The 25,340-nt window shown below is 66.4% G+C and carries 24 protein-coding genes; 10 read left to right on the forward strand and 14 right to left on the reverse strand.

Annotation, left to right across the window (positions count from 1 at the left end; translation table 11 throughout):
* Nucleotide 1 precedes the first annotated feature (1 nt).
* The 8 genes from BM167_RS10140 to BM167_RS10175 all read right to left on the reverse strand — a co-directional run bounded on the left by BM167_RS10140 (nucleotide 2) and on the right by BM167_RS10175 (nucleotide 10,060).
* A complete protein-coding gene (locus tag BM167_RS10140; RefSeq protein WP_092892084.1) occupies nucleotides 2–1,474 on the reverse strand; it encodes a CoA-acylating methylmalonate-semialdehyde dehydrogenase in 1,473 nt (490 codons plus the stop codon).
* The gene (locus BM167_RS10145) at nucleotides 1,474–2,628 is read right to left on the reverse strand and encodes a saccharopine dehydrogenase family protein (RefSeq protein ID WP_092892086.1); all 1,155 of its coding nucleotides are present in this window, start codon (nucleotides 2,626–2,628) and stop codon (nucleotides 1,474–1,476) included. The genes BM167_RS10140 and BM167_RS10145 overlap by 1 nt, the downstream gene beginning before the upstream one ends.
* The gene (locus BM167_RS10150) at nucleotides 2,625–4,052 is read right to left on the reverse strand and encodes an aldehyde dehydrogenase family protein (protein ID WP_092892088.1); all 1,428 of its coding nucleotides are present in this window, start codon (nucleotides 4,050–4,052) and stop codon (nucleotides 2,625–2,627) included. Before BM167_RS10150 ends, BM167_RS10145 begins: the two co-directional genes overlap by 4 nt.
* A gap of 113 nt (nucleotides 4,053–4,165) precedes the next feature.
* Nucleotides 4,166–5,674, reverse strand: coding sequence for an aldehyde dehydrogenase family protein (locus tag BM167_RS10155; RefSeq protein ID WP_092892090.1), 1,509 nt, complete (start codon nucleotides 5,672–5,674; stop codon nucleotides 4,166–4,168).
* Nucleotides 5,675–5,723: 49 nt separating this feature from the next.
* Nucleotides 5,724–6,857: an ABC transporter ATP-binding protein gene (locus BM167_RS10160; RefSeq protein WP_092892092.1), complete on the reverse strand. Its 1,134-nt coding sequence runs from the start codon at nucleotides 6,855–6,857 to the stop codon at nucleotides 5,724–5,726.
* 3 nt (nucleotides 6,858–6,860) lie between these two features.
* Nucleotides 6,861–8,030, reverse strand: a complete 1,170-nt coding sequence (locus tag BM167_RS10165; protein WP_092892094.1) for a polyamine ABC transporter substrate-binding protein — start codon at nucleotides 8,028–8,030, stop codon at nucleotides 6,861–6,863.
* A 186-nt stretch (nucleotides 8,031–8,216) separates the two neighbouring features.
* Complete coding sequence (locus BM167_RS10170; protein WP_092892096.1) at nucleotides 8,217–9,044, reverse strand: ABC transporter permease; 828 nt, start codon at nucleotides 9,042–9,044, stop codon at nucleotides 8,217–8,219.
* Nucleotides 9,044–10,060: an ABC transporter permease gene (locus BM167_RS10175; protein ID WP_092892098.1), complete on the reverse strand. Its 1,017-nt coding sequence runs from the start codon at nucleotides 10,058–10,060 to the stop codon at nucleotides 9,044–9,046. Before BM167_RS10175 ends, BM167_RS10170 begins: the two co-directional genes overlap by 1 nt.
* A 179-nt stretch (nucleotides 10,061–10,239) precedes the next feature.
* On the opposite strand from BM167_RS10175, the gene BM167_RS10180 reads away from it, so the two are divergent.
* From BM167_RS10180 to BM167_RS10195, 5 genes are all read left to right on the forward strand, one after another.
* Nucleotides 10,240–10,695 carry an Lrp/AsnC family transcriptional regulator gene (locus BM167_RS10180; protein ID WP_092892100.1) on the forward strand — a complete coding sequence of 152 codons (456 nt, stop codon included), beginning with the start codon at nucleotides 10,240–10,242 and terminating at the stop codon, nucleotides 10,693–10,695.
* Nucleotides 10,692–11,582 (forward strand): dimethylarginine dimethylaminohydrolase family protein, encoded by an 891-nt coding sequence (locus BM167_RS10185; protein WP_092892102.1) that lies wholly within the window; start codon nucleotides 10,692–10,694, stop codon nucleotides 11,580–11,582. Before BM167_RS10180 ends, BM167_RS10185 begins: the two co-directional genes overlap by 4 nt.
* A 78-nt stretch (nucleotides 11,583–11,660) precedes the next feature.
* Nucleotides 11,661–13,043: an aspartate aminotransferase family protein gene (locus tag BM167_RS10190; protein ID WP_092893068.1), complete on the forward strand. Its 1,383-nt coding sequence runs from the start codon at nucleotides 11,661–11,663 to the stop codon at nucleotides 13,041–13,043.
* A 2-nt stretch (nucleotides 13,044–13,045) separates the two neighbouring features.
* Nucleotides 13,046–13,210: a hypothetical protein gene (locus tag BM167_RS18490; RefSeq protein ID WP_177213332.1), complete on the forward strand. Its 165-nt coding sequence runs from the start codon at nucleotides 13,046–13,048 to the stop codon at nucleotides 13,208–13,210.
* A gap of 1 nt (nucleotide 13,211) precedes the next feature.
* The gene (locus tag BM167_RS10195) at nucleotides 13,212–14,357 is read left to right on the forward strand and encodes an NAD(P)/FAD-dependent oxidoreductase (RefSeq protein WP_092892104.1); all 1,146 of its coding nucleotides are present in this window, start codon (nucleotides 13,212–13,214) and stop codon (nucleotides 14,355–14,357) included.
* A gap of 43 nt (nucleotides 14,358–14,400) precedes the next feature.
* Here BM167_RS10195 and BM167_RS10200 read toward each other — a convergent pair whose 3' ends face one another.
* The 3 genes from BM167_RS10200 to BM167_RS10210 form a co-directional block, all read right to left on the reverse strand.
* Complete coding sequence (locus BM167_RS10200) at nucleotides 14,401–15,033, reverse strand: DsbA family oxidoreductase (protein ID WP_092892106.1); 633 nt, start codon at nucleotides 15,031–15,033, stop codon at nucleotides 14,401–14,403.
* Between the two features lie 86 nt (nucleotides 15,034–15,119).
* Complete coding sequence (locus BM167_RS10205; RefSeq protein WP_092892108.1) at nucleotides 15,120–16,055, reverse strand: oxidoreductase; 936 nt, start codon at nucleotides 16,053–16,055, stop codon at nucleotides 15,120–15,122.
* A 61-nt stretch (nucleotides 16,056–16,116) separates the two neighbouring features.
* Complete coding sequence (locus BM167_RS10210; protein ID WP_092892110.1) at nucleotides 16,117–17,004, reverse strand: isoaspartyl peptidase/L-asparaginase; 888 nt, start codon at nucleotides 17,002–17,004, stop codon at nucleotides 16,117–16,119.
* Between the two features lie 124 nt (nucleotides 17,005–17,128).
* Here BM167_RS10210 and BM167_RS10215 point away from each other — a divergent pair, with 124 nt between their 5' ends.
* Both BM167_RS10215 and icd read left to right on the forward strand, forming a co-directional pair.
* On the forward strand, nucleotides 17,129–17,836 hold the full coding sequence (locus BM167_RS10215; protein WP_092893069.1) for a hypothetical protein: 708 nt from the start codon (nucleotides 17,129–17,131) through the stop codon (nucleotides 17,834–17,836).
* A gap of 187 nt (nucleotides 17,837–18,023) precedes the next feature.
* Nucleotides 18,024–19,286, forward strand: a complete 1,263-nt coding sequence (gene icd, locus BM167_RS10220) for an isocitrate dehydrogenase (NADP(+)) (RefSeq protein ID WP_092892112.1) — start codon at nucleotides 18,024–18,026, stop codon at nucleotides 19,284–19,286.
* Nucleotides 19,287–19,433: 147 nt separating this feature from the next.
* Here icd and BM167_RS10225 read toward each other — a convergent pair whose 3' ends face one another.
* Nucleotides 19,434–19,787, reverse strand: a complete 354-nt coding sequence (locus BM167_RS10225) for a cupin domain-containing protein (RefSeq protein ID WP_092892114.1) — start codon at nucleotides 19,785–19,787, stop codon at nucleotides 19,434–19,436.
* A 96-nt stretch (nucleotides 19,788–19,883) separates the two neighbouring features.
* On the opposite strand from BM167_RS10225, the gene BM167_RS10230 reads away from it, so the two are divergent.
* Nucleotides 19,884–20,417, forward strand: coding sequence for a DUF5817 domain-containing protein (locus tag BM167_RS10230; protein WP_092892116.1), 534 nt, complete (start codon nucleotides 19,884–19,886; stop codon nucleotides 20,415–20,417).
* A gap of 105 nt (nucleotides 20,418–20,522) precedes the next feature.
* Complete coding sequence (locus BM167_RS10235; protein ID WP_092892118.1) at nucleotides 20,523–20,882, forward strand: hypothetical protein; 360 nt, start codon at nucleotides 20,523–20,525, stop codon at nucleotides 20,880–20,882.
* Between the two features lie 13 nt (nucleotides 20,883–20,895).
* Here the strand turns inward: BM167_RS10235 and hmgA are convergent, their stop codons facing one another.
* Nucleotides 20,896–22,131: a hydroxymethylglutaryl-CoA reductase (NADPH) gene (gene hmgA / locus BM167_RS10240; protein WP_092892121.1), complete on the reverse strand. Its 1,236-nt coding sequence runs from the start codon at nucleotides 22,129–22,131 to the stop codon at nucleotides 20,896–20,898.
* Between the two features lie 100 nt (nucleotides 22,132–22,231).
* On the opposite strand from hmgA, the gene BM167_RS10245 reads away from it, so the two are divergent.
* Complete coding sequence (locus BM167_RS10245; RefSeq protein WP_092892123.1) at nucleotides 22,232–23,764, forward strand: amidohydrolase; 1,533 nt, start codon at nucleotides 22,232–22,234, stop codon at nucleotides 23,762–23,764.
* Between the two features lie 3 nt (nucleotides 23,765–23,767).
* On the opposite strand, the gene BM167_RS10250 is transcribed toward BM167_RS10245, so the two are convergent.
* On the reverse strand, nucleotides 23,768–25,288 hold the full coding sequence (locus BM167_RS10250) for a sensor histidine kinase (RefSeq protein ID WP_092892124.1): 1,521 nt from the start codon (nucleotides 25,286–25,288) through the stop codon (nucleotides 23,768–23,770).
* Nucleotides 25,289–25,340 lie beyond the last annotated feature (52 nt).

Raw genomic sequence — 25,340 nt, forward strand, 5'->3', positions numbered from 1 at the left:
CTCACTCCCCGTCGGGCCACCGTTCGATGTACACCGTCTCGTCGGTGTAAAACCGGAACGCGTCGTCGCCTTGGGCGTGTAAGTCGCCGAAGAACGATCCCTTCTCGCCGCCGAAGTGGAAGAACGCCATCGGCGCGGCGGTGCCGACGTTCACCCCGAGGTTGCCCGCCTCGGCGTCGCGCCGGAACCGGCGGGCCTCGCGGCCCCGTTCTGTGAACAGGCTGGCGGCGTTGCCGTACTCGCTCGCGTTGACGACCGATAGCGCCTCGTCGAAGTCCGCGGCGCGAATCAGTGCGAGCACCGGGCCGAATATCTCCTCGCGGGCGATGGTCGCGTCCGGGTTCACGTCCCCGAACACCGTCGGTCCGAGGAAGTGACCCGTCTCGGGAACGTCCGCGTCTCTGCCGTCCAAGCGGAGGGTCGCGCCCTCCTCTACGCCCGTCTCGACGTAGTTCAGGACGCGTTCTCGCGCGTCGGCCGAGACCAACGGTCCCATGTCGGTGTCCTCGTCGCGTCCGTCGCCGACGGTCATCTCGGCGGCGTACTCGACCACGAGGTCGGTGAACTCCTCGTACACGTCGTCGTGGACGACGGCGACGGGGTTCGCCAGACAGCGCTGACCGCTGTTCGCGAACGCCGAGGAGACGGTCTGTTCTGCGGCGAACTCCAGATTCACGTCGTCCGAGACGACGATGTGATTCTTCGCGCCGCCTTGGGCCTGCACTCGCTTGCCGTTTTTCGCCGCAGTCTCGTAGACGTGCTTTGCGACCGGAGTCGACCCGACGAAGGAGACGCCCGCCACGTCGTCGTGTTCGATGAGGGCGTTCACCGTCTCCGGGCCGCCGTTGACGAGGTTGACCACGCCGTCGGGGAACCCCGCCTCGTCGACGAGGCGGAGTATCTCCCGGGCCGTACACGGCGTCCGTTCGCTCGGTTTGAGGACGAACGCGTTGCCCGTCGCCACCGCGTAGGGGAGGAACCAGAGCGGAATCATCCCCGGGAAGTTGAACGGCGTTATCGCCGCGAACACGCCCACCGCCTGCCGGGACGCCGTCTCGTCGATGCCGGGCGCGGCGTAGTCGAGGTGGCCCGCCTGCATCTGCGAGGGTGCCCCGCAGGCGACTTCGACGTTCTCGATGCCGCGACGGAGTTCGCCGCGCGCCTCCGCGACCGTCTTTCCGTGTTCCGTCGCCACCACGTCGGCTATCTCGTCGATCTGCTCCTCTAACAGCGACTTCAGGCGGAACAGCGGCTGGATTCGCTCTTCGACCGGAGTAGAGCGCCACGACTCGAACGCGTCTGCGGCCGTCGAGACGACGCCGTCCACGGCCTCCGCGTCGCTGTACGGCGTCTCGGCGACGGTTTCGCCGGTCGCCGGATTCTCGACTGCCACCGTCTCCGCGCCCTCGACACCGACCCACTCACCGCCGACGTAGTTGCGGACGGCGTCGCCGGCCTGTTGTTTCGGACTCATCAGTCCGCCACCGCCTCGACGGCCCGTTTCTCCTCTTCGATGACGATGTCGCGTTCGGCGAGTTCGTCGACGAACTGTTCGGGGTCAAGAACCGATTCCGGCGGTTTCGCGCCGGTGTCGAGTGCATCGCCCTGCCCGACCACCGCCGCCGCCAACCCCATCGGGACGCCGGTCCAGACGGCGGTGGCTTTCAGACCCCAGTCGTCGAGACGCGACTCGACGACGGTACTGTAGCGGTAATGCGCGGACTCTCCGTCTTCGACGCCGTGAACGTCGATGCGGAACGATTTCCACTCTTCGACCGCGCCGGGTTTCGGCTGGCGGTCGAGGTGCCAGTCGAGGAACTCCCGCGGCGACGTCTCGACTCCCTTGTAGTCGACCGTCTCCTCGCTGGTGAGATTCAGTCCGATGAGCACGTCGCAGATGTTCACCAAGTCAGGGGAGAACGCCACCCGGAAGTCGACGGCTTCGACGCCCGGGAACGTCTCGGGCATCGTCGCCAGTTCCGAGTGGATGCTGTGGAACCCCTCGACTTCGCCGACGGGGTCCGGCATTCGGTACGTCTCGCGGCCGGAGAGCGGTTCGGTCGAGCGAATCTCGCCGTCCTCGAAGACGACGGGTTCCATCGTCAGTTCGTCGAGGATGGTCTTCGCCGAGTAGGCGAACCCCTCGCCGCCGCCTTTCGCGCCGGTTCGGATGTGAATCTCCGTGACTTCGTCGAGTCTGCTCGCGCCCAACGCCGTGGCGACGTTCGTCAGTCCCGGACTCGCGCCGATGCCGAGAACCGCAGTCAGACCCGCGTCGTCGAACTTCTCGTCGTACTCCAGTTGCTCTTGCGTCTTGTGGTAGAGGCCGCCCAAGTCGAGGTAGTGGGCGTCGGCGTCGAGACACGCCTCCATCACGTCCACGTTGAACGCGTACGGGAGGGCGTTGGCGACGACGTCGCTGTCGGCCACCGTCTCCACGAGTTCGTCGTGGTCCGTGACGTCCACCTTCGCCGTTCCCACGTCGCCCGGCAGTTCCGCGGCGAACGCCTCCGCGGCGTCGATGTCCGCGTCGGCGACGAGCAGTTCGTCCACGTCGTCGTTCGTCGCGAGTTCCCACGAGGTGGCGCGACCCATCGCGCCGCACCCGCCGAGTGCCGTGACTTTCATTCGCCGCCTCCGTAGTTCATCATAACTGATTTCGTCTGTGTCATAGATTCGAGGTGCCACTTGCTTCCGTACCGTCCGCCGGAACCGCTCTCTTTGTACCCGCCGAAGGGGAGCAGTCGTTCCCAGTAGTTGTTCGTCTCGTTTACGAACACGCCGCCCGCTTTGATGCGGTTCGCGGCGTCGTGCGCGCGTTCGAGAGAGTCGGTGAAGACGGCCGCCTGCAGGCCGTACGGCGACCGGTTCGCGATTTCGATGGCCTCGTCGTACGACGACGCCGTGATGACGGGCGTGACCGGACCGAACGTCTCCTCCGAGGAGACGTCCATCTCCTCTGTGACGTCGTCGACTACCGCGGGTTCGAAGTAGAGGCCGTCCGTGCCGCCGCCCGTCTTCACCGTCGCGCCCTTGTCCACGGCGTCTTCGAGGTGGTTGACCGCCTTCCGTTGGATTCGCTGCGAAATCATCGGTCCCACGTCCACGCCCTCCTCGAAGGGGTCACCGAGGACGAGTTCCTCCGTCTTCTCGACGATGGCGTCGACGAGTTCGTCGTGGACGCCCTCGGTGGCGATGACGCGTTCGGTCGCACAGCACACCTGCCCCGCGTTCCAGTTGCTCCCCACGACGATGCTCTCTGCGGCGTGGTCCACGTCGGCGTCGTCGAGGACGACGATGGGGTCTTTCCCGCCCATCTCCAACAGACACTGCGCGTTGCGTTCGGCGGCGACTTTGGCTATCTCCTGTCCGACGGCGCTACTGCCGGTGAAGGCGATGAGGCGGATATCTCGGTTTCCGACGAGCGACGCCCCCGTCTCGCCGTCTCCGGTGACGAGGTTGAACGCGCCGTCGGGGAGACTCGACCGGTCGAACGCCTCCGCGATGTGGTACGCCGTCAGCGGCGTCTCCTCGGCCGGTTTGAACACGACGGGGTTCGCCGTCGCGACGGCGGAGTAGATGCTGCCGCCGGGCACTTCAAGCGGGAAGTTCCACGGCGAGATGACCGCGCAGGGACCGTACGGTTCGCGCTGGGTGTAGGCGAACCGGTCGCGGTGCTCCGAGGGGACGACGTCGCCGAAAAGCCGGATGGCGTCGTGCGCGTAGTCGTCGCTCGACTCGATGACGTACTCCGTCTCCTCGTAGGACTCGTGGAGCGGTTTGCCCTCCTCTTCGGTTATCTGTCGGGCGATTTCGTCCTCGTGCTCCTCGAAGTACTCGGTCACCTCGCCGAGCACGTCCGCGCGTTCGTAGGCCGTCATCTCCTCCAGTTCGCGCTGTGCCCGCGTCGCGGCCGAGACGGCCGCGGCGACGTCCGAATCGGACGCCTGCGGCACCGTGTCGATGGTCTCGCCGGTCACGGGTGAGACGACGTCGATTCCCTCTGTGGCGTCGGCGTCGACCCACTCTCCGTCGATGTATAGCTGTCGCATGGGTTGCGTCCTCACGCGACATACAGTAACGCTCGTGAAAAAAGTTTCCTCGTTCGCGGACGTTATCCGAAATTCGTTCGGCTGGATGGCGGTTAGAGGATAATAGTGCCGTTTCAGTACGGCGGGTCGTCGAGTGCGAGGTTGACGGACTTCGTCCGGACGTGTTCGTCGAGGGCCTGTCGGGCGCACTCGCGGCCCACGCCGGACTGCTTGAAGCCGCCGAACGGCGTCCCCGGAACCGTCCCGAAGTACTGGTTCACCCAGACGCTCCCCGCTTCGACGTCGGCGGCCGCGCGGTGCGCCATCGACGGGTCGCCCGTCGCGACGCCCGCCGCCAGCCCGTAGTCGACGCCGTTTGCGACTTCGATGGCCTCCTCGTAGCTATCGACCGTGAGGACGAACTGGACGGGTCCGAACACCTCCTCCTGTGCGATGCGCATCTCCGGCGTCACGTCGTCGACGACAGTCGGCCGGTAGAACCACCCCGCGTCGAGTTCGCCGTCCGTCGGTCGTCCACCGCCGCGTCGAACGGTCGCACCCTCCGCTCGGGCGACGTCGACGTACTCCGAGACGGTGTCGTGGTGTCTCTCGAACGCCAGCGGTCCCATCGCCGCCCCCTCCGAGAGCGGGTCGCTCGGCTCCCAGTCGTCGTACGCCGCGAGGTAGTGCTCCATGAACTCCGTTTTGACCGCCTCGTGGACGATGACGCGCGAGGCGGAGTCGCACGACTGCCCCGCGTTGTACAGTCCGCCCGTGGCGGCCGTCACCGCCGCCTCCTCTACGTCCGCGTCGGGGAGGACGACGAACGGATTCTTGCCGCCGAGTTCCAGCGTCACGGGCGTCACCGAGTCGGCCGCCGCGCGCATCACCGATTTGCCCACGGGGACCGAACCGGTGAAGGACAGTTTGCGCACGCCGTCGTGGACGGTCAGCGGTTCCCCAGCCTCCTCACCGAAGCCGGGAACGACGTTGAGGACGCCGTCGGGCAGGATTCCCTCCGACAGCTGTGCGGCTCGAATCACGGCCAGCGGCGCTTGTTCGGCCGGTTTGCAGACGGAGGTGTTGCCCGCCGCAAGCGCCGCGCCGACTTTCCAGCCCATCAGGAGAACCGGGTAGTTCCACGGCAGAATCTGCCCGGTGACGCCGTAGGGCTCCTTCCGAACGTACGCGTGCGTGTCGTCGCCCGTGGGGACGTACTCGCCCTCTTGGGCGAGTGCGACGCTCGCGTAGTACTCGAAGAAGTCCAGCCCGTTCTCTACGTCCGCGCGGGCGTGCGCCAGCGGTTTGCCGACCTCCAGTGTCTCCAACAGTGCGAGTTCCTCGACGTCGTCGCGGAGTCTATCGACCCACGCTCGGATGCGGTTCGACCGCTCCGCGACGCTCAGGTCGCCCCACTCGCCGTTTGCGGCCGTCTCCGCCGCCTCGACGGCGGCGTCGATGTCGGCGGCCGAACCGCGGGACACGTCCGCGATGGGTTCGTCCACCGCGGGGTCCCGCGGCGCGAACGTCTCGCCGGACGCCGCGGGTCGGCTCTCTCCGCCGACGTACGCCTCGAATTCGAGGTCATCGATTCGTTCTCGCGCCTGTGCGTGATTCTCTCGTAGCGTGTCTGTAAATTGCATCTGTGATCGAAAACGGGCCGACACCGGCCCAATCGTTCGTCGTCCGTCGTCACTCGGTGAGCACGACGCTGTTCAACGCCGACCAGCCGACCGGGACCGCCTCGCCGACCTGGTGGTAGTCGCCCTGGTCGCGAATCTGCATATCGACGGTGAGTTCCTGCCCGTCGTCGAGTTCGACGACGAACTTGCCGAGGTTGCCCTTGTATATCTCGTCGACTATCGTCGCCTCGAAGCGGTTGTCGAGGCCGTCGGCCTCGGCTCCGAGGCGGACTTTCTCGGGGCGGACCGCGAACGCCACGTCGCCTCGCGCCTCGGCCGTCTTCGGGACGACGTACTCGCGGCCCTCGCGTTCGACGACCGCGCCGTCGTCCGTCTCGCGGTATCTGCCGCGTATCAGGTTCGTCTCGCCGATGAACTCCGCGACGAACTCCGTCGCCGGTTCCTCGTATATCTCCGTCGCCGTGCCGAGCTGTTCTATCTCGCCGTCGTTCATCACGGCTATCTCGTCGCTCATCGTGAGCGCCTCCTCTTGGTCGTGGGTGACGTAGACGAACGTTATCCCGAGGTCCTCCTGCAGGTTCTTCAACTCGACCTGCATGTTCTTTCGGAGCTTCAGGTCCAACGCGCCCAACGGTTCGTCCAAGAGGAGGACGGTCGGTTCGGTCACGAGCGCTCTGGCGAGCGCGATACGCTGCTGTTGGCCCCCCGAGAGTTCGTCGATGGCTCGGTCCTGCGTGTCGGGCAGTTCGACCAGCTCGAGCATGTCGGCCACCCGTTCGTCGACCACGGAGGAGTTCTCCCGCCGGATGAGTCGCTTGAGAGAGCCCCCCATTCCGCCGCGGTCGTCGCTCTCCTCGCCGGGGATGCCCTTCATCTGAAGCCCGAACGCCACGTTCTCTCCGACGGTCATGTGCGGAAAGAGCGCGTACGACTGGAACACCATGCTGGTGTCCCGTTCGAAAGGCGGCGTGCGCGTGACCAGGTCGTCTTTGATGTACACCTCGCCCTCCGTCGGCGTCTCGAAGCCGTCGATACAGCGAAGCAGCGTCGTCTTCCCGCATCCGCTCGGACCGAGGAGCGTGAGGAACGTGCCGGATTCGACCGTCAGGTCGACGTCTTCGACGGCGGTGACGTCGTCGAACCGTTTCGTCACGCCCTCGAGTCGAATGTCGTACTCGGTCATCCGTCAGGCGCTCTTTATCTCCTGCCAGGCGGAGTCGTACACGGTGGTCGCCTGACCGAGGTTCTGGATGAATTCGAGGTTGCTCATCGTCTCGTCGCTCGGGTAGATGGATTCGTTCTCGAGAATCTCGTCTGCGATGTGCTCTTTTGCCGCCTCGTTCGGGCTCCCGTAGTAGGTGTAGTTCGTAATCTCCGCGCCGTGTTCGGCGTCGAGGAAGTAGTTGATGAACGCGTGCGCCGCGTTGGGGTGGCTGGCCTCCTTCGTGACCGCCGCGGTGTCAACCCAGACGACGCCGCCTTCCTTCGGGACAGAGTAGTGGATGGGCGACCCCTCGCCCTCTTTCCACGTCTCCCAGTAGGCTTGGAACGCACCGCCGGACCACGCGTGGACCGGGCTCGCCTGCTCGTTGATGAGGTTGGTCGGGAAGTTCGCGGAGTCGTACGTCTTCAGAAGCTCCTTTTGCTGGATGAGCAGTTCCTTCGCCTCTCGAATCTCGTCTTCGTTCTTCGTGTTCAGCGAGTAGCCGAGGTGTTTGAGAGCCGCGCCGATGGTCTCGCGCATGTCGTCGAGCATCGTCATCTGGCCCGCATAGTCCCCGTTCCACATCACCTCCCACGAGGAGGTGTCGACGCTCTCTGTCATGTTCTCGTTGTAAGCGATGCCCGACGTTCCCCACTGGTACGGCGCGGAGTACCGCTTCTCGCCGGGGTCGTACGGGGCCTCCTCGAATCGGCCAGAGAGGTTCGAGAAGTTCGGGATGGCGTCGAGGTTCAGCGGTCGAATCATCTCTTGATCGACCATGACGTTCACCATGTAGTCGCTCGGGAAGATGAGGTCGTACTGCTCCGTCCCGCCGGCCTTCAGCGCGTTGAACATCTCCTCGTTCGACGCGAAGTTCGACACGGAGACGTTGACGCCGGTCTCCTCTTCGAACCCGCTGATGAAGCCGTCCGGCCAGTAGTCGGTCCACTGGAAGATGTTCAGAGTCTGCTCCAGTTCCCCGTTCGAACCGCCGTCGGTCGACTTCCCACCGTCGGAGCCGCCGCCGTCCGACTCGTCGCCGGAACCGCCACCGCCGGTACATCCGGCGAGTCCCGCGATACCGACCGATACTGCGCCCGTTCGCTTGAGGAAACTCCGCCGATTGCTACGTCGTGGTTCGTTCTGTGGCATCAATTGTCACCGTCTCTCGTGTGTCAGATGGAAGTGTGAAACATAAATATTTTGGATGCAACGGGTTTTCGATGATAGTTCTTCGAATAACGCGCGGCGTACCGGGTCGAGGTTTCGGGGAGAGCCGGACGAGACGGCCGACGCGTCACGGTTCGCTCGTCACCGAGAGGCCGGGGGTGCGAGCGGTCACCACGTCGGGCCCTGGAACCGCTGTGCGAGGAGGACGAGCACCATCGTGGAGACGATGATGAGCGTCGCGACGACGTTCACGCCCGGAGAGATGCCCTGTCGAACCATCCCGAAGAAGTAGATGGGGAGGGTGTTGTCGTTTCCGATGATGAAGAACGTCACCACGAAGTCGTCGAAACTCATCGCGAACGCGAGGAGCGCGCCCGCCATCACGCCGGGTTTGATGACGGGAAGCGTGACGTAGCGGAACGTCTCCAGTTCGTTGGCTCCGAGGTCCTTCGCCGCCTCCTCCAACGTCCTGTCGAAGCTTCGGAGCCGAGACGAGACGACGACGGCGACGAAACTGATACCGAACGCCACGTGGCCGATGACGGCGGTGGAGATGCCGAGGGTCATCCCGACGATGTTGAAGAACAGAAGCAGCGAGATACCCATCACGATGCTCGGGATGATGATGGGCATGAACACGACGCCGGTGAACAGTCGCTTGCCGGGGAACTCGTACCTGTCGAGCGCGAACGCCAGCATCGTCCCGAAGATGGTGCTCAAGAAGACGGCGACGACGGCTATCTCTATCGAGTGCGAGAGCGCGGACCACGCCGCGTTCGGATCGACGCGAGCCACCGTCTGCCCTTGCAGGAGCGCCGCGTACCACTCGGTCGTAAATCCTTGCCAGACGACCGCGTAGCGGGAGTCGTTGAACGAGAGGGCGACGAGCACCGCGATGGGAGTGTACAGGAAGACGTACATCAACACGGTCTGCAGAGCGAGGGCGCCGCCGCCTCGTTCGAACAGTTTCGACCGGACGCGCCGAAGCGACGCCATCACAGGAGTTCACCTCCCGAGCGCTGATAGGCGGCGATGCTGAGGAGCATCACGCCCATGAGGACGAACGCGCCGGCCGCACCCAGCGGCCAGTTGCCCGCCTGTCCGAACTGGTCGGCGATGAAGTTCCCTATCATCTGGCTGTCGGTCCCGCCGAGCAGTTCGGGGATGACGTACGCGCCCGCACTGGGGATGAAAACGAGGATGCTCCCGGCCGCGACGCCGGGTTTCGACAGGGGGAACACGACGTGGTAGAACGCCTCGAACCGGTCCGCGCCGAGGTCCATCGCCGCCTCTTGGAGTTCGAAATCGACCTCTTCGATGCTCGAGTACACCGGGAGAATCATGAACGGGACCCAGATGTACACCAGTCCGAGGAGGACGGCGAACCGGGAGTTCATGAGCGGTGTGCCCGCCTCGTAGAACGGGAGCACGCCGAGCGCCGTCGTCAGAACGCTGTTCGAGGCCAAGAGCAGTTGAATCGCGTAGATTCGGACCAGGAACGACGCCCAGAACGGCACGATGACCAACACGACGAGCAGGTTCTGGTACTCTTTCGGGGCGAGGCGACCGATGTAGTACGCCATCGGGTAGCCGAGCAGAAAGGAGACGAGGGTGGCCACGACGCCGTATCCGATGCTCTTGAACATGAGTCGGACGAACGGCGTCGGCTGTTGCGCCGCCAGCGACAACTCGAACGGAACGAGCGTCTCGACGAGCCACGCGACGGTGAACCACGCCGCCTCCGGAACTGTCGCGTCCCCCGGAACGAAGAACGTCCGATACTGCTGGAGCCCGAGGTACTCCTGACCGAGCAACACCTCTCCGAACGCCCCTCGTTGGCCGAAGCTGTAGAAGAACATCACAGCCAACGGCGCGAGGAAGAAGACGCCGAGCCAGAATCCGCTCGGTGCGAGGTTGACGATGAGTCCGGTCCACCGGTTCTGGCGGAGTCGCCCGAAGAGAGTCCCCGTGGACCGTGTTACATCGAACCGTGTGTTCGTGTCACTTCCCATGCTACCCAGCCGTTTCGGAGGAAGTGTGAAATATGTTTTGTCTGTCAGGGGAACGAGGAGAGGATATACGGATCAACCGCCCGAGTGAGAAATATTATATCGGCGAGCGCCCAACCTAGCTATAGATTAGCGTGGTACCGAGGAAAACACATAGGGGACGGGGTAGCGTAAGCGGCCTTATGGATCTGGACGAAGTCGACCGGAAGATTCTCTCGATTCTCCAGGTGGACGGACGGGCGGCGCTCTCGGAGATTGCCCGGCGTCTCGACATGGGGACGGCGACGATTCACGAACGAACGAACAAACTCGAAGCCGAGGGGTACATCCGAGAGTACAGGGCGGTGCTCGACCCGGAACTTCTCGGCGCGGACGAGGTGGGGTTCGTTCGGGTGGACGCGGCCGCCGGTCGGAGTTCCGAAGTCGCAGAACACCTCGTCGAACGGCCGGAGATTCAGGAGATACACGAGATTACGGGCGACTCCGACCTCCTGTTGAAAGTCCGCGTCGCCGACAGAGAGGGGCTGACGGACCTGCTTCGCACAATCGGGACGTACGAGGGGGTCGAAGACACCGCCACGGACGTCGCCCTCCGGAGCGTCAAAGAAGAACACACCTTAGAGGTACGCGACGAATGAACCCAGTCTGGGACCTCGAACCGTCGGTTCGGTCGGAAGTCGGCCGCCTCGAACGCGTTCTCGTCCACGAACCCGGTCCCGAGTTCAACACCGTCGTCGACCCCGACGCGTGGAACTGGGACGGACTCCCGCGCCAGGAACGGGCCGCCGACGAACACGCCGAACTCGTCGATATCCTCGAATCGCACGGCGTGACCGTCCACAGACTCGGGGGCGCGCGCGACCAACTCGCGGAGTCGCTTTTCGTCCGGGACGTCGGGTTCGCCATCGAGGGCGGCATGGTCGTCGGCAAGATGGTCGAAGAGACGCGACACGGCGAAGAGCGACGCCTCTCCGAACGGACCATCGACCTCGGAATCCCCATCTACCACACCGTCCACGGCGCGGGGGGGTTCGAGGCCGGGAACATGGTGTGGATTGACTCGGACACGGTCGCAATCGGGCGCTCTCAGACGACGAACGCGTCTGGAATCCGCCAGATTCGGACCGTTCTCGAAAGCTACGGAATCGAGGTCATCGAGGTTCCCATCTTCGGCAGTACCGAAAGCACCGGCCAGACGCATCTCACACTCGTGTTCAGCATGGTCGCGCCGGACTTGGCGTTGGTGTACAGTCCGGCCACCCAACCCGAGTTCCTCGACACCCTCCACGACAGAGGCATCGAGACCATCGCCGTCCCGATGCGCGAACAGCGGAATCGCGCGACGAGTACCATCGTCGTCGAACCCGAAACGGTCGTCTTCCCGGCCGGGAACCACGAGGTGCAGGCCGAACTCGAGGACCGCGGTTTCGAGGTTCACGCGGTGAACACCCGCGAGATTCGGAAGGCGGGCGGCGGCCCGAAAGGCCTGGTCCTCCCGCTCGAACGAACTGTTGACGGAGAGTAGCGGCGTGAGTCGAATCTATTTCGGTTAGTTTCGTTTACTGCCAAAGATTTATTGTAACACACTCCGTCGCCGGAGATGATGAGCCTCGGTGACAATGAGCGAGACCACGCCCGACCGCTCGAAGAGCGGACCCAAAAGAGCAGAGCGTTCCACGAACGGGCCGAATCGGTAACGCCGCTCGGCGTCGAGTCGAACGTCCGGTCGTTCGACCCGTACCCCTTCTACGTCGAAGAGACAGACGGCTCGTACGTCTACGACATGGACGACAACGAGTACCTCGACTTCCTCCTCGCGTTGGGCCCGATAATCCTCGGGCACGGCCACCCGGAGGTCAAAGACGCGGTGAAACGGCAGGTAGACAAAAGCGACCTGACCGCGACGCCGCAACCCGTCGCCATCCAGTTCATGGAGAAGGTAGTCGAGATGACTCCGTCCATCGAACGCGTCCGGATGGCGAACAGCGGAACGGAGGCGACGATGCACGCCATCCGCGTCGCCCGGTCGTACACGGGGAAGGACAAGATTGCCAAACCGGAGGGCGGATACGCGGGTGCGCACGACTACGCGCTCCAGAGCGTCTACGCCAGCGAGGAAGCGCTCGGACCGGCGGACGAACCCAACACCGTCTCGTACGGGACGGGCATCCCGGACGCCGTGAGCGACACCGTCGTCGCGTTCCCGTTCAACGACAAGGAGGCGACAGAGAAGATTCTCCGGAAGCACGCCGACGATACGGCCGCCGTCATCATCGAACCGGTGATGTTCTCCTGCGGGTGTCTCAAGCCACGCGACGGCTACCACGAGTTCCTGCGCGAGTTGACCGACGAACTCGGAATCGTCCTCATCTGGGACGAGGTGATGACCGGCTTCCGCCTCGGCCCGCAGTCCGCCCAGGGGCGGTTCGGCGTCACGCCGGATATGACGACGTTCGCGAAAGCCGCCGGCGGCGGCTATCAGGTCGCCGGGTTCGGCGGGAAGACGGAGATAATGGAGGAGATAATCCCGCCGAAAAAGAAAGAGGAGTCGAAGTGGAACTCCTCGGCGTTCCACGGCGGCACTTACAACGGCCACCCCGTCGCGGCCGCGGCGGGTCTGAAGACGCTCGAAATCCTCGACGAACGCGACGTGTACGAGCACATCGACGGACTCGGCGACCGGTTGTTTACCGGTCTGCAGGAAGTCGCGGACGACGTGGGGATAGACGCAAACGTCCAACACGTCGGGTCGATGGGGCAGGTGTACATGACCGACGCGGACATCCACTCCTACCGCGACTCGTGGAAGGCGAACGAAGAGCAGTTCGCCGACTGGTGGCTCGAATCGGCCGCGGGAGGCGTCCTCTTCGGTAACCCGATGCAGGGCGAGCGCTTTTTCACCACCTACACGCACACCGAAGAACAGGTCGACCACGCACTGGAGGTGGCGGAAGACGCGTTCCGCCGCGTCGACCACGAGTACTGACGATGAGTCGGGACCGACGCACCGAGAGCGAACGACGGGGCGGGTGGCTGGACGACCGACTCTCCGCCCTCGAATCGGGGTACGACTTCGTGGCGACCATCGTGCGGGCGGACGGCGAACGCGCGACCGACGCGAGAGCGGACGCTGTTCGAACTGAGGTGAGCTGATATCCGCGTCCTCGTCGTCGGCGCGGGCGTAATCGGCTGTGCGGTCGCGCGGACGCTAGCATCCGACCACGACGTTCGGGTCGTCGACCGGACCGGCGTCGCCGCCGGAGCGACCGCCCGCGGCGCGGGCGAGGTGACGATGGCACCGTCCTACACGGACTATCCCGCTATCGCCGCCGCCGCGAACGACTTCTTCCGCGAGTACGACGGGACCCGCGACTTCTCGTACGTCGAAAGTGAGAGCGTCGAACTGGTCTCACCCGAGAGGGAGGGAGAGGCCCGCCGCCGCGTCGAACGACTCACGGGAGAGGGCGTCGCGCTCGAATTCCTCGACGCAGCGGAGGCCGCGTCGGCCTATCCGCGGTTCGACTTCTCGTCGTTCGCCGGGGTCGTCCGCCACGACGAGACGGGGTTTTGCGACCCCGAGACGTTCGCGGAGACGCTGGCCGCCGACGCGTCCGACGCGGGTGCGACGTTCGAGACGGGCGTCGAAGTCACCGGCCTCGCGGCGGAAGACGGCGTCGTCCGGGGCGCGGAGACGACCGACGGGGTCCGCGAGAGCGACGCCGTCGTCGCCGCCGCCGGGTGGCGAACGCCGGATTTGCTCGCGCCGCATCTCCGACTGCCCGTTCGACCGTACCGCACGCAGTGTGCGGTGTACCGCCCCGACCCGCCACTGACCGCGGACCACCCGATGGGGTGGGTGCCGGGCGAACACGTCTACTTCCGGCGGATGCAGAACGACGAGGACCTCCTCGTCGGCGGGTGGTCGGTCGCCGAAGACGCCCCCGAGAGCGCGAGTCGGGAGAGCGACGAGGCGTTCCGCGACCACGTTCGCGCTCTCGTTCCGACGTTTCTCACCGGCTTCGACGACCCGAGGCTGGTCGACCACTGGGCGGGCGTGGACGCCGCGACGCCCGACACCCGACCCATCGTGGACGCCCCGGCGGACGCTCCCGAGGGGTTGGTCGTCGCGACCGGGTTCCACGGCCGCGGCATCATGACCGCGCCCGTCGCCGCGACGGCGGTTCGGTCGCTTCTGACCGGCGCTGACGCCCCGTTCTCGCTCGACCCGTTCCGTCTGGACCGGTTCGACAGTCGCTCCGCGGAGTTCGAGTTCCACAGCATCAGCGACGGCGACTCCTAGGAGAGAGCGGCGACGAGAACGGAACGGCCTCGACGAGTCGGTTTCAGGCCCCTTCGACGAGTCGGCGCAGGTGTTCCGGCGGCACCGCACCGCGGGCGCCGTAGCCGTCGTACGCGAACGTCGGCACGCCCGTGACGCCCTGTTGTTGCGCTTCGGTGAACTTCCGACGGACCTCCGCTCTGAGGTTCTCGTCGTCGAGTGCGGAGCGGACTTCCTCGCCGTCGATACCGGCGTCCTCGGCGAGTTCGAACAACACGTCCTCGTCGCCGATGTCTCGGCCGTCCTCCCAAAGCGCCTCGTAGACGCCCGTATCGAAGTCGAGCCACGTCTCGTAGGGGTAGTGCTCTTTGACGTAGTACGAGACGGTCTGTGCCGGAAGCGAGTCGACGTCCCGGGAGAGTTCGAGCGTCATCTCGGCGTCGTACTTCTCGGCGAGGCGGCGGACGTTCTGTTTCGCCTGTTCGAAGTACTCCTCGTCTTTGCCGTCGTCGACGGAGTGGTCGATGGTGCCGTCGGCGTCGCGCTTCTGACTCCGCAGGTCGAAGGGATGCCACTCGATTTCGAGTTCCTCCTCGCGGGAGTCTTGGTACCGGGCCAGCGACCGCCGGCCGAGATAGCAGAACGGACAGACGTAGTCGGCGTAGACGGTGATTCGGTCGGACTGCTGTTGGCTCATACTGTGTCGTCGTCGGCCCTCCGGATAAAAGAAGGCGGCCCGGCTGTGAGTTACCGGCGCACCAGCGGTGACGACGCCGCCCCGCCTCAGCGTTCGAACGCGACGCCCGTGCGGTCCTCCGAGAGGTCCCAGAGTCGGCGGGCGTCGTCCTCGTCGTGAGACAGGTCGCTGGACTCGACTTTCCCCGGGTAGCCGCGCATGCCCATCAGTCCGGTCGGGCCGACGTAGTCGCCGCCTTCCACGTCGTCCGCGGTGGCGGCGTACAGCATCGGGAGCGACCCCATCTCGGCGCTCTGGGCGACGACGGCGTTGGCGACGCGCATCGCCGCGAGGCGGAGTTTCGACCCGGACATCTCCGGGCCGCGTCGCTGGAGGTTCGTCGCGGCGTATCCGGGGTGACAGCCGACGCTCGTCACCTCGTCGATTCCGCCGGAGTCGAGTCGTCGCTGTAACTCGTAGGCGAAGAGCAGGTTCGACAGTTTGCTCTGGGCGTACGCCTCCCACTCGTCGTATCCGTCTTCGCCGTCGATGTCGTCGAAGTCCATCTCGCCGTTCTCGTGGACTCCGCTCGACTGGGTGACGACGCGCGACTCGCCCGACGACTCCCGAAGGGCGTCGAAGAGGAGTCCGGTGAGCGCGAAGTGGCCGAGGTGGTTGACGCCGAACTGCATCTCGTACCCCTGCTCCGTCTCTCGGCGGGGTATCGCCATCACGCCCGCGTTGTTACAGAGGACGTCCAGCGCCCCGAACTCCTCGTCGAACGTCTCCGCGAACGCGCGCACCGAGTCCAGGTCCGCGAGGTCCAGTTCTCCGAGCGTGAGCGACGCCGCCGGAACCTCGTCTCGAACGCCCCGCATCGCCTCGCGCCCGCGTTCTCGACTCCGACAGGCCATGACGACGTGTGCGCCCTTCCGAGCGAACGCCTTCGTCGCCTCGAACCCCAGACCGCTGTTTGCGCCCGTGACGACGACTCGACTACCGGAGAGGTCCGGCATCTCCGCCGCTGTCCACTCGCTTGACATATCCCGGCGTACGGTCCGAAGCGGGTAAAGGGCCGTGGAGGCAGCAATACGGGTCTCGGGGCTACGTTCGCGTGACGCTGGTCTGCATGCCTTCGGAGTTGAACGCGCGTCCGACTCCCTCGTCGTCGAGGACGATGACGCCCGCCTCCGAGCCGGTGAGTTCGCCGAACTCCGCGATGGCCGTCTCCGCCGCCGTCTGGGCGTCGAGTCCGCGTTCGAGATGCCGAACCGCCCGCCGAGAGAGCGTCGTCTTCGCGATGTCCTCGCCCGCGCCCGTCGCGGACGCACCGCCCGCGGCGGAGGCGTAAAAGCCCGATCCGATCTGGGGCACGTCGCCGACGCGGCCCGCGAGAGCGAACCACCGGCCGCCCGTCGAGGTGGCGGCGGCGAAGTCGTCTCCGTCGAAGGCGACGGCCCCGACGGTGTCGTGGTCCGAGAGGTCAGCCTCGTCCGTCGGGTCGGCGGTCGTCTCGCCGAACCGCGCGTCCAACCACGCGAGGTGGTCCCGCGTCGACCCCTCCGGCGGGTCGGCGTCTTCCCACCGCTCTCGCGTCTCCGTCGTAAACAGGTCCGCGTCCGTCTCGATGCCGAAGTCCGCCGCGAAATCGACGGCCGGGTCGCCCGCGACGAGGACGTGCGGCGTCTCCTCCATCACCCCGCGGGCGACGGAGACGGCGTGTTCGACGCCGGCCATCCCCGCGGCGGCACCCGCCTCTCTGTCACTCGTCATCACGCCGGCGTCGGTCCGAACGACGCCGTCGGACTGGACCGCGCCGCCGACGCCCGCGTTGAACGCCGGGTCCGTCTCCAGCACTCGGACGGCCGCCTCGACGGCGTCGACGGGGGTTTCGGCCCCCGCGCCCGCGTTCGCCGCCTCGTCGAGCGTCTCCTGTCGCGGTTCCGGTTCGTCCGGGACGCCGCCCGCACCACCGTGGACGATTACTCGCATGGTCGAGGCTGCGACTCCCCGGAGAAAAGTCGTGCCGGTATCGGACGACGCCGCGGGGACGGTCGGTGGAACTACTCGACGACTCACCGAAAGAGACACCGGCCGGGGCGGCGAGCGTCCGGGTATGTCGATGTACGACCGTTCCTCGCCCACCGGCCTCGAAGCGGTAGACGAGTGGGACGGCGGCGTCGGATGGCTTCCGCACCCCGAGGAGGACGGACGGCGGGCGTGTCACGCCCTCCGGGGATCGAACGGGGGCGTCTGGCTGTTCGACCCCATCGACGCGCCGGGCGTCGACGAACTCGTCTGTGACCTCGGAACCGTCGTCGGCGTCGCAGTCTGCTCGAACTGGCACGCCCGCGACGCGGGTGTATTTGCCCGGCGCCACGACGTTCCGGTCTACGTTCCGCGGTGGATGGACCGCATCGAGGAGCGAATCGACGCGAGAGTCCGGCGGTACGACGGCGAACTCGGCGACTCCGGGTTCCGAATCAGCCGCCTCGACCCGCTCCCGGGGTGGCGCGAAGCCGTCGCCTACCGCGAGAGCGACGGCACGCTCTACGTGCCGGACGTGGTGAGTTCGGCGAAGGGAACGCCCGTCGGCGAGGAACGGGTCGGTCTCTTTCTGACCGCACGCCTGTTCCCGCCGCGAGAGACGTTCACCGAGTTCGACCCAGAGCGAATCCTCTTCGGGCACGGGACGGGCTGTTTCGAGGACGCGTCCGCCGCCTTGGACCGCGCTCTCGACGGGTCGCGGCGACGGTTTCCGCGGGCACTTCTCCGAAACGGACCCGAGCAGTTGCGCGCACTCGTCGGCGCGGTTCGCGACTGACCGGCGGGGAGAGGCGGCGACGCCGACGGGTCGCGACGGCGAGAGAATCCGCGGGTTCCGGACTCCGACCCGATAGCGAGATATCGTGACAGACGCTCCCACGCCGCCGTGAGACCGGTTTCGTCTCCCGCCGTTCGAGCCGATAACGGTAGCACTTTACGCTCGGTGGGGAAACAGGGGATTGTTCATGAGCTACGACAAAATCGAGGCCCCCGAGTCGGGGGAGAAGATTACGCTCGCCGACGAGGAGACCGGTGAGCTGGCGGTTCCGGACAACCCCATCGTCCCCATCATCCACGGCGACGGTATCGGCACGGACGTCGGTCCCGCCGCACAGAAGGTGCTCGAGGCGGCCGCGGAAGCGACCGGCCGTTCCATCGAGTGGCTCCGCGTCTACGCCGGCGAATCCGCTCGCCAGAAGTACGACGAGAACCTGCCCGAGGACACGGTGCAGGCCATCAAGGACCACCGCGTAGCTATCAAAGGCCCGCTGACGACGCCCGTCGGCGCCGGGTTCCGTTCGCTGAACGTCGCGCTCCGTCAGAAGCTCGACCTCTACGCGAACGTCCGTCCGACCTACCACATCGACGGCGTCCCCTCGCCGGTCAAGAGCCCGGAAGCGATGGATATGGTGTTCTTCCGCGAGAACACGGAGGACGTCTACGCCGGCATCGAGTGGGAGGCCGGAACCGACGACGTACAGCAGGTAAAGCAGTTCCTCGCAGACGAGATGGACGTCGGCGACAAGCTTCACGACGGCCCCATCGGTATCGGCGTCAAGCCCATCACCGAGTTCGGCACGAAGCGTCTCGTCCGCCAGTCCATCGAGTACGCCCTCGAAAACGACCGCGACTCCGTCACGCTCGTCCACAAGGGTAACATCATGAAGTTCACCGAGGGCGCGTTCCGCGACTGGGGCTACGAACTCGCAGAGGAGGAGTTCGGCGACGTCACCATCACCGAGGACGAACTTTGGGAGGAGTACGACGGCGAGAAGCCCGAGGACAAACTCGTCGTCAAGGACCGCATCGCGGACAACATGCTCCAGCAGCTTCTCACCCGGACGGACCAGTACGACGTCATCGCCACGATGAACCTCAACGGCGACTACATGTCCGACGCCGCGGGCGCCCAAATCGGCGGCCTCGGTATCGCGCCGGGCGCGAACTTCGGCGACGGTCTCTGTCTCGCAGAGCCCGTTCACGGCTCTGCGCCCAAGTACGCGGGCGAGGACAAGGTGAACCCGACGGCGATGATTCTCTCGGGCCGCCTCATGTTCGAGTACATGGGCTGGAACGACGCCGGCGCACTCATCCGCGACGCCGTAGAGGAGACCATCTCCTCGGGCGACGTGACGTACGACCTCGAACGGCAGATCGAAGGCGGCAACAAGCTTGCCACCTCCGAGTTCGCCGACAAGGTCGTCGAGAACATCAACGAGTTAGCCTAGGCGAACTCGTTGAGCAGCCAGAAATATCGGATTTCTGGCGACGTTCGCGAATTGGCGTACGCCGATTCGCGGGCCTACCGGGCTTCGCTCGGTACCGACGAAACAGTCGCTCGATTTTTCGTTCCCTCTCGACGCGGAGTCGCGCGGTTACTCGTCGCCCCAGTCGGCGGCGATGCGAGGCGGACTGAAGATATCGACGCCCTCGACGGTCACGTCGCCGCGGTTCTCCGCGCCGTGCGTCTCGTGGGCCGCGAGAGCGAAGGAGTCGCCCTCGCGGACGACTACCTCTGTCGGGTCCTCACCGTCACCGACGAGGAAGGTGAGTTCGCCGGAGACGACGTATCCGACCTGTTCCTGTTCGTGACTGTGCGTCGGAACCGTCGCGCCGGGTTCGATGGCGAACCGTTGGACGTTCATCCCCTCGGTTCGCGCGAGGACGGAGAGTCCGACGCCCGACACCGGTTCGACCGACTCCACGTCGTCTGTTGAGACGCGTTCCATGCGAGAGAGTCACAGCCGTGGGCCTTAAGCGTCGGGAAGGCGGCGACGTCGCGGGCGCGAAGCAACATTCAAACCGGACGGCGCGGAAGCGACGGTATGTACGCCGTGGTCGGGTGCAACGAGTGCGGGAACATGTGGCTGCTCTCTGACCCCCGCGCCCAGAAGTCGGCGAACTGTCCCCGGTGCGGAAAGACTCACCGGACGAAGAAGCTTCGCCGGTTCGCGGAAGAGGACGACAGAGAGGCGGCACGGCAGGCGCGGGCGGCCCTGTTGGCGAAGAAACAGGGAAACAGCGAGGCGTTCGCGGAGACGGCTCACGTCGCCGACATGGAGAGACTCGTCGAGGAGTCCGGCATCGGCGACGCGGAGTATCTGGAGGGTTCCGGCCTCGACGCGGACGCCGTAGACGAGGCGGGCGAACGCGCGACGGCGGGGACGCAGACGAAATCTCCGAACCGCGTCGACGCGGTGAAAGACGCCCTCCGCGAGGGTGACCGACCGACCGAAGACGAGGTGGCCGCGTACGCCGAATCACAGGGTATCGACGGCGAGACGGCGCGCGACGTGTTGGACCGACTCGTGCGGCGCGGCGACGCCTCCGAGTCGCGCGGGCGGTACCGACTCCTCTGAGTCCGCACAGCGCGTGCGTCGGAGCCGCAAAGAGCACAGCGGAAAGGCGACGCGTCCCGGCGACGGAGCGAAACGCTTTGCTCCCCTCGCCGCCGACGTGCCGTCATGAGCGACGCACGGGCCGCAGCCTACGCCGCGCGAACCGTCCGCGGACTCGTCTTTTCACTCTTCGTCGGCGGGGCCGTCGCCGCAGTCGCGGCCAGGTGGTTCGTCGTCGCGGGCGGGGCCTTTCTCGCGGGCTACACCGTTCTCGCCACCGCCGCCGTCGTCCACGGCCAGCGTCGCCGGGGACTCGGCCTCTCTCTCACCGGCGTCGGCTGGCTTCTGACCGCAGTCGGCGTCTCTCTCGGACTCTCGACGCCGACGGGGACGCCGCCGTTCGTCGTCGGGGTGGCGCTTCTCGTCGTCGGAACCGCCGCGTTAGTGCGACCGCTCGAACGGTTGGGAATCGGGACGTCGGCGTGAGAACCCGCGCCCGTCAGCGCCCGAGGTCCGAGTGAGCGCTGGAGAGATGCCGCGACGCGAGTGCGGAGAGAAGCGACAGTTCGCCCGCCAGCGACCCCACAGCGATAGACTCGGCGAGAGCGTCCGCGTTCGACCCCGGAGGGTCGCCGCCGCCGCGGAGTCCGAGGACGTCTAACCCCTCGGCCTGCGTCGGGAGTTTCGTCCCGCCGCCGACGGTTCCGACTTCGAGACTGGCGAGAGAGACAGAGACGTAGAGGCCGTCCTCTCTGACTTCGGCGGTGGTGATGGCGTTGGCCCCTTCGACCACCTGCGCCGCGTCCTGTCCCGTCGCGAGGAACATCGCGGCGACGACGTTCGCGACGTGGGCGTTGAAGCCGAGACTCGCGGCCTTCGCCGACCCGACGAGGTTCTTCCGCGTGTTCAGTTCCGCGACGGCCTCCGGCGTCGTGTGGAGTCGGTCTTCGACCACCTCGCGGGGGATGCGGACGTCCGCGCTGACGGTTCGGCCGCGCCCCTCGACGGCGTTGATGGCGGCGGGTTTCTTGTCCGAACAGAGGTTGCCCGAGAGGGCGACGAGTTCGGCTTCGGTCTCGGCTTCGACCACGTCGCAGGCCGCCTCGGTGGCGATGGTGGCCATGTTCATCCCCATCGCGTCCTTGGTGTCGTATCTGAATCGCAGGTAGACGGAGTTGCCGACGACGTACGGTGTCACCTCCCGCAGTTCGCCGTGACTCGTCGTCGATTCGGCGGCCTCGGCGAGAGCGTCCCTGTTGTCGCGGACCCACTCGACGAGCGCTTCCGCCTCCACCACGTCGGCGACGCGGAAGACGGGCGCGCGGGTCATCCCCGACTTGAGGACGCGCGCGGACGCGCCGCCAGCGGCGTTCAACACCGAACACCCGCGGTTGACGCTCGCCAAGAGCGCGCCTTCCGTCGTCGCGAGCGGGAGATATCGTTCGCCGTCGAGTTCGCCGCCGTCTACCCGGACCGGTCCGGCGACGCCGAGGGGAACCTGCACCGCGCCGACCATGTTCTCGATGTTCGCGTCCGCATCCTCGGCCGGGAAGGCGTAGTCGCCGACGGAATCGAGCGACGCGCCCGAGGCGTCTTCGACGAGGATTCGACGGGCGGCCGCCGCCGTGTCGGCGTCGGCGTGCTCTTCTAACTCGTGCAGTCGCAGTTCGCCGTCGCGGACGCGTTCGGCGAGGGCCGCCGCGTCCCCGGTGGCGGAGTCCGTCTCGTCGGTCATGTCCCCTCGTTTCCCGGCGGCCGTCCTAACAGTTACCCATTGGGCGGGTCGTCGCGGTCCATCCCCAACCGTTTTGGCCGCGGCCGTCGCCACGTCGCACATGACAGACGCCGCGGACCTCGTTCTCCTCGACGGAGCGGTCCACACCCTCGCGAATCCGGACGAGACGCACGAGGCGGTGGCCGTCCGCGACGGCCGAATCGTCCGCCTCGGGAGTTCCTACGACGTGTCGTTTCTCGTCGGTACCGAGACGGAGACGATAGAACTCGACGGGCGCGTCGTCCTCCCCGGCTTCGTCGACGCTCACACGCACCTCCCGATGGTCGGGCGGTCGCTCGTCCACGCCGACCTCTCGGGCGCGTCGGGTCCCGACGAGTGCGTCGAACGACTCCGCGCGAGGGCAGAAGCGACGGACGACGAGTGGGTGCTCGGCTTCGGCTACGACGAGAGTGCGTGGGACGACGCGCGGTACCTCACGCGCGCGGAGTTGGACGCCGTCTCCGACGACCGACCGGTCGCCGCCTTCCGCGAGGACATGCACGTCGCGTCGGTCAACGGCGTCGCCCTCGACAGACACGCCGCGGAGATGCCCGCAGACGACGTGCGACGGGAGAGCGGTGACCCGACGGGCGTCCTCGTCGAGGAGGCGGTGGACGTGCTGTACGAGGAGATAGAACCCGACGAGGCGGAGATGGAGCGACTCGTCCGGGCCGCACAGGCGCACGCGAACGAACGCGGCGTGACCGGAATCCACGACATGGTCCGGAAGTCTTACGCGCCCGCGGTGTACCGAAATCTGGACCGGTCGGACGAGTTGACGCTTCGGGTCCGCATCAACTACTGGTCGGACCACCTCGACTCGCTACTCGACGTCGGCGTGCGGACGAACCACGGAAACGGGATGGTCCGCGCGGGCGCCATCAAGACGTACACCGACGGCAGTTTCGGCGGGCGGACGGCGAAACTCACAGAGCCGTACGACGACGCGCCCGACGAGACGGGCCAGTGGGTCGTCGCCCCCGACGAACTCGAAGCGCTCGTCGAACGGGCCGACGAGGCGGGCCTGCAGGTGTCGGCCCACGCCATCGGCGACGCGGCGGTGAACGCCGTCCTCGACGCCTACGAGGCCTGCGGGGACCCCGGCGAGTCGAGACACCGCGTCGAACACGCGGAACTGACCGACGACGAGACGGTCGAACGCATCGCCGAACTCGGCGTCGTCGCATCGGTACAGCCGAACTTCCTGAAGTGGGCCGGAGAGGGCGGCCTCTACGAGTCGCGCATCGGCGAGAGGCGGACGGAGACGAACCGCTACGGAGCGCTCCGGTCTGCGGGCGTTCCCCTCGCGTTCGGGAGCGACTGCATGCCGTTGGACCCGCTTCTCGGCGTCCACCACGCGGTGAACGCGCCCCACGAGGACCAACGACTCGACGTGACCGAGGCTCTCCGAGCGTACACGTCGGGGGCGGCCTACGCCGGATTCGACGAGGGCCGCATCGGCACGGTCGAATCCGGGACGGCGGCCGACCTCGCCGTCTTAGAGGAGTCGCCGTGGGACCGACCGAACCGCATCCGCGACATCGACGTGGCGGCCACCGTCGTCGGCGGAACCGTCGTCTACGACGGGCGCTGAGCGTCAGTCCGTCCGAACGTCGCAGCCGTGGAACTCGAACCGCGCGCCGCCGGTGGCGGCGTCCGTCACGGACACCGACCACCCGTGCGCCTCGGCGATTCGACGGACGATGACCAGCCCGAACCCGGTTCCGTCTTCCGCCGTCGTCTGTCCCGGTTCGAACGCGCGTTCGCGGTCCGACTCCGGAACGCCCGGGCCGTCGTCCGCGACGTAGAAACCGTCACCCCCGTCTAAGAGACCGACCGTGACGGTGACCGCTCTCTCGTCTCTCCCGTGTTCCTCGGCGTTCGAAAACAGGTTTTCGAGCAACGCCCGGAGTCGTCCCTCGTCGGCCAGAACCGTCGCCGCGCCGGTTCGGACGTCGAGTTCGCCCGCGGGTGCCACCGCTTCCCACGCGCTCGCGGCGGCGGCCGCGAGCGCCGTCGGTTCGGGGTCGTCGACGACTTCGCCCCGGCGGGCCAACGAGAGAACGTCCTCTATGAGTTCGTTCATCCGCCCGTGAGCGCCGTCGATTCGGTCGGTGTACGCCGCGGCCGTCTCGTCTTCGACGATGTCCGCGAGCAGTTCGAGATAGCCCTGCGCGACGTTCAGCGGGTTCCGAAGGTCGTGGCTGACGACGCGCGCGAACTCCTCTAACCGGTCGTTCTGGCGTTCGAGTCGCTTTCGGTACTCGTTTCGCTCGCTGATGTCGATGGTGAATCCGACGAGACCCAAGATTTCGCCGTCGTCGTCGCGCCACGGCACCTTCGAGGTGAGCACCCAACTCTCGGAGACGTCCGCCTCCTCGCCGTGTTCGCTGAGGAGGTGTCGAACGGAGAACTCGTCCGTGTCCGACGACATGACGCGTTCTTCCTTGTCGAGTATCGGTTCGCCGCGGTCGATGACTCTGCGGTCGTCGGCGTGCGTCTCCTCGGCGTGACCGTGCGAGTGAATCTCGTCGTCCGTCCGCCCGATGTACGCCGTCGGGTCGTCGAGGTACGCTTCGCTCACGCGGAGGTGTCTCGCCTCCTCGTCTTTCACGTACAGGTGAGCGGGTATCGTCTCGAAGATGGCGTCGAGCATGCTTCGCTCGCGGGCGAGGTCGGCGGCGAGTCGGTCCCGTCGCGCGCGGGCGACGACCCCCGAGACCCGAGCGTCGAGAACCCGTCCGTCGGCGGCGTCGGCGGGCGGGACGAACTCGGCGGCCCCCGCGGACAACGCCTCGGCGGCCGTCGTCTCATCCGTCGGCGCACCGAGGAAAACGACCGGGAGACGGTCGCAGAGAGCGTCGAACGTCGGCGACGAGAGACCGACCGACGCCTCCGAGAGGACGGCGCAGTCGGCGTCGCTCGCCTCGGGCGGTTCGTCGCTCTCGGGACGGCGAATCACCGTCCCCCGTCGGTCGAGAACAGTCGCTGCCGCGTCCGCGGCGTCGTCCGCACCGACGACGAGAACGGTCCGGCCGTCGTCCCCGTCGGCCGCCGCCGAATCGGACGTATCGTGCGTGGAATCCGACGTTTCGGCCGGTTCCCGTGGGTTCGTCACGTTCGACAAAACATTCGCGATGGGCGTTATTAATCTGGCGGCGCGAGAGAAG

This window comes from Halopelagius inordinatus (assembly GCF_900113245.1).
Taxonomy (GTDB): domain Archaea; phylum Halobacteriota; class Halobacteria; order Halobacteriales; family Haloferacaceae; genus Halopelagius; species Halopelagius inordinatus.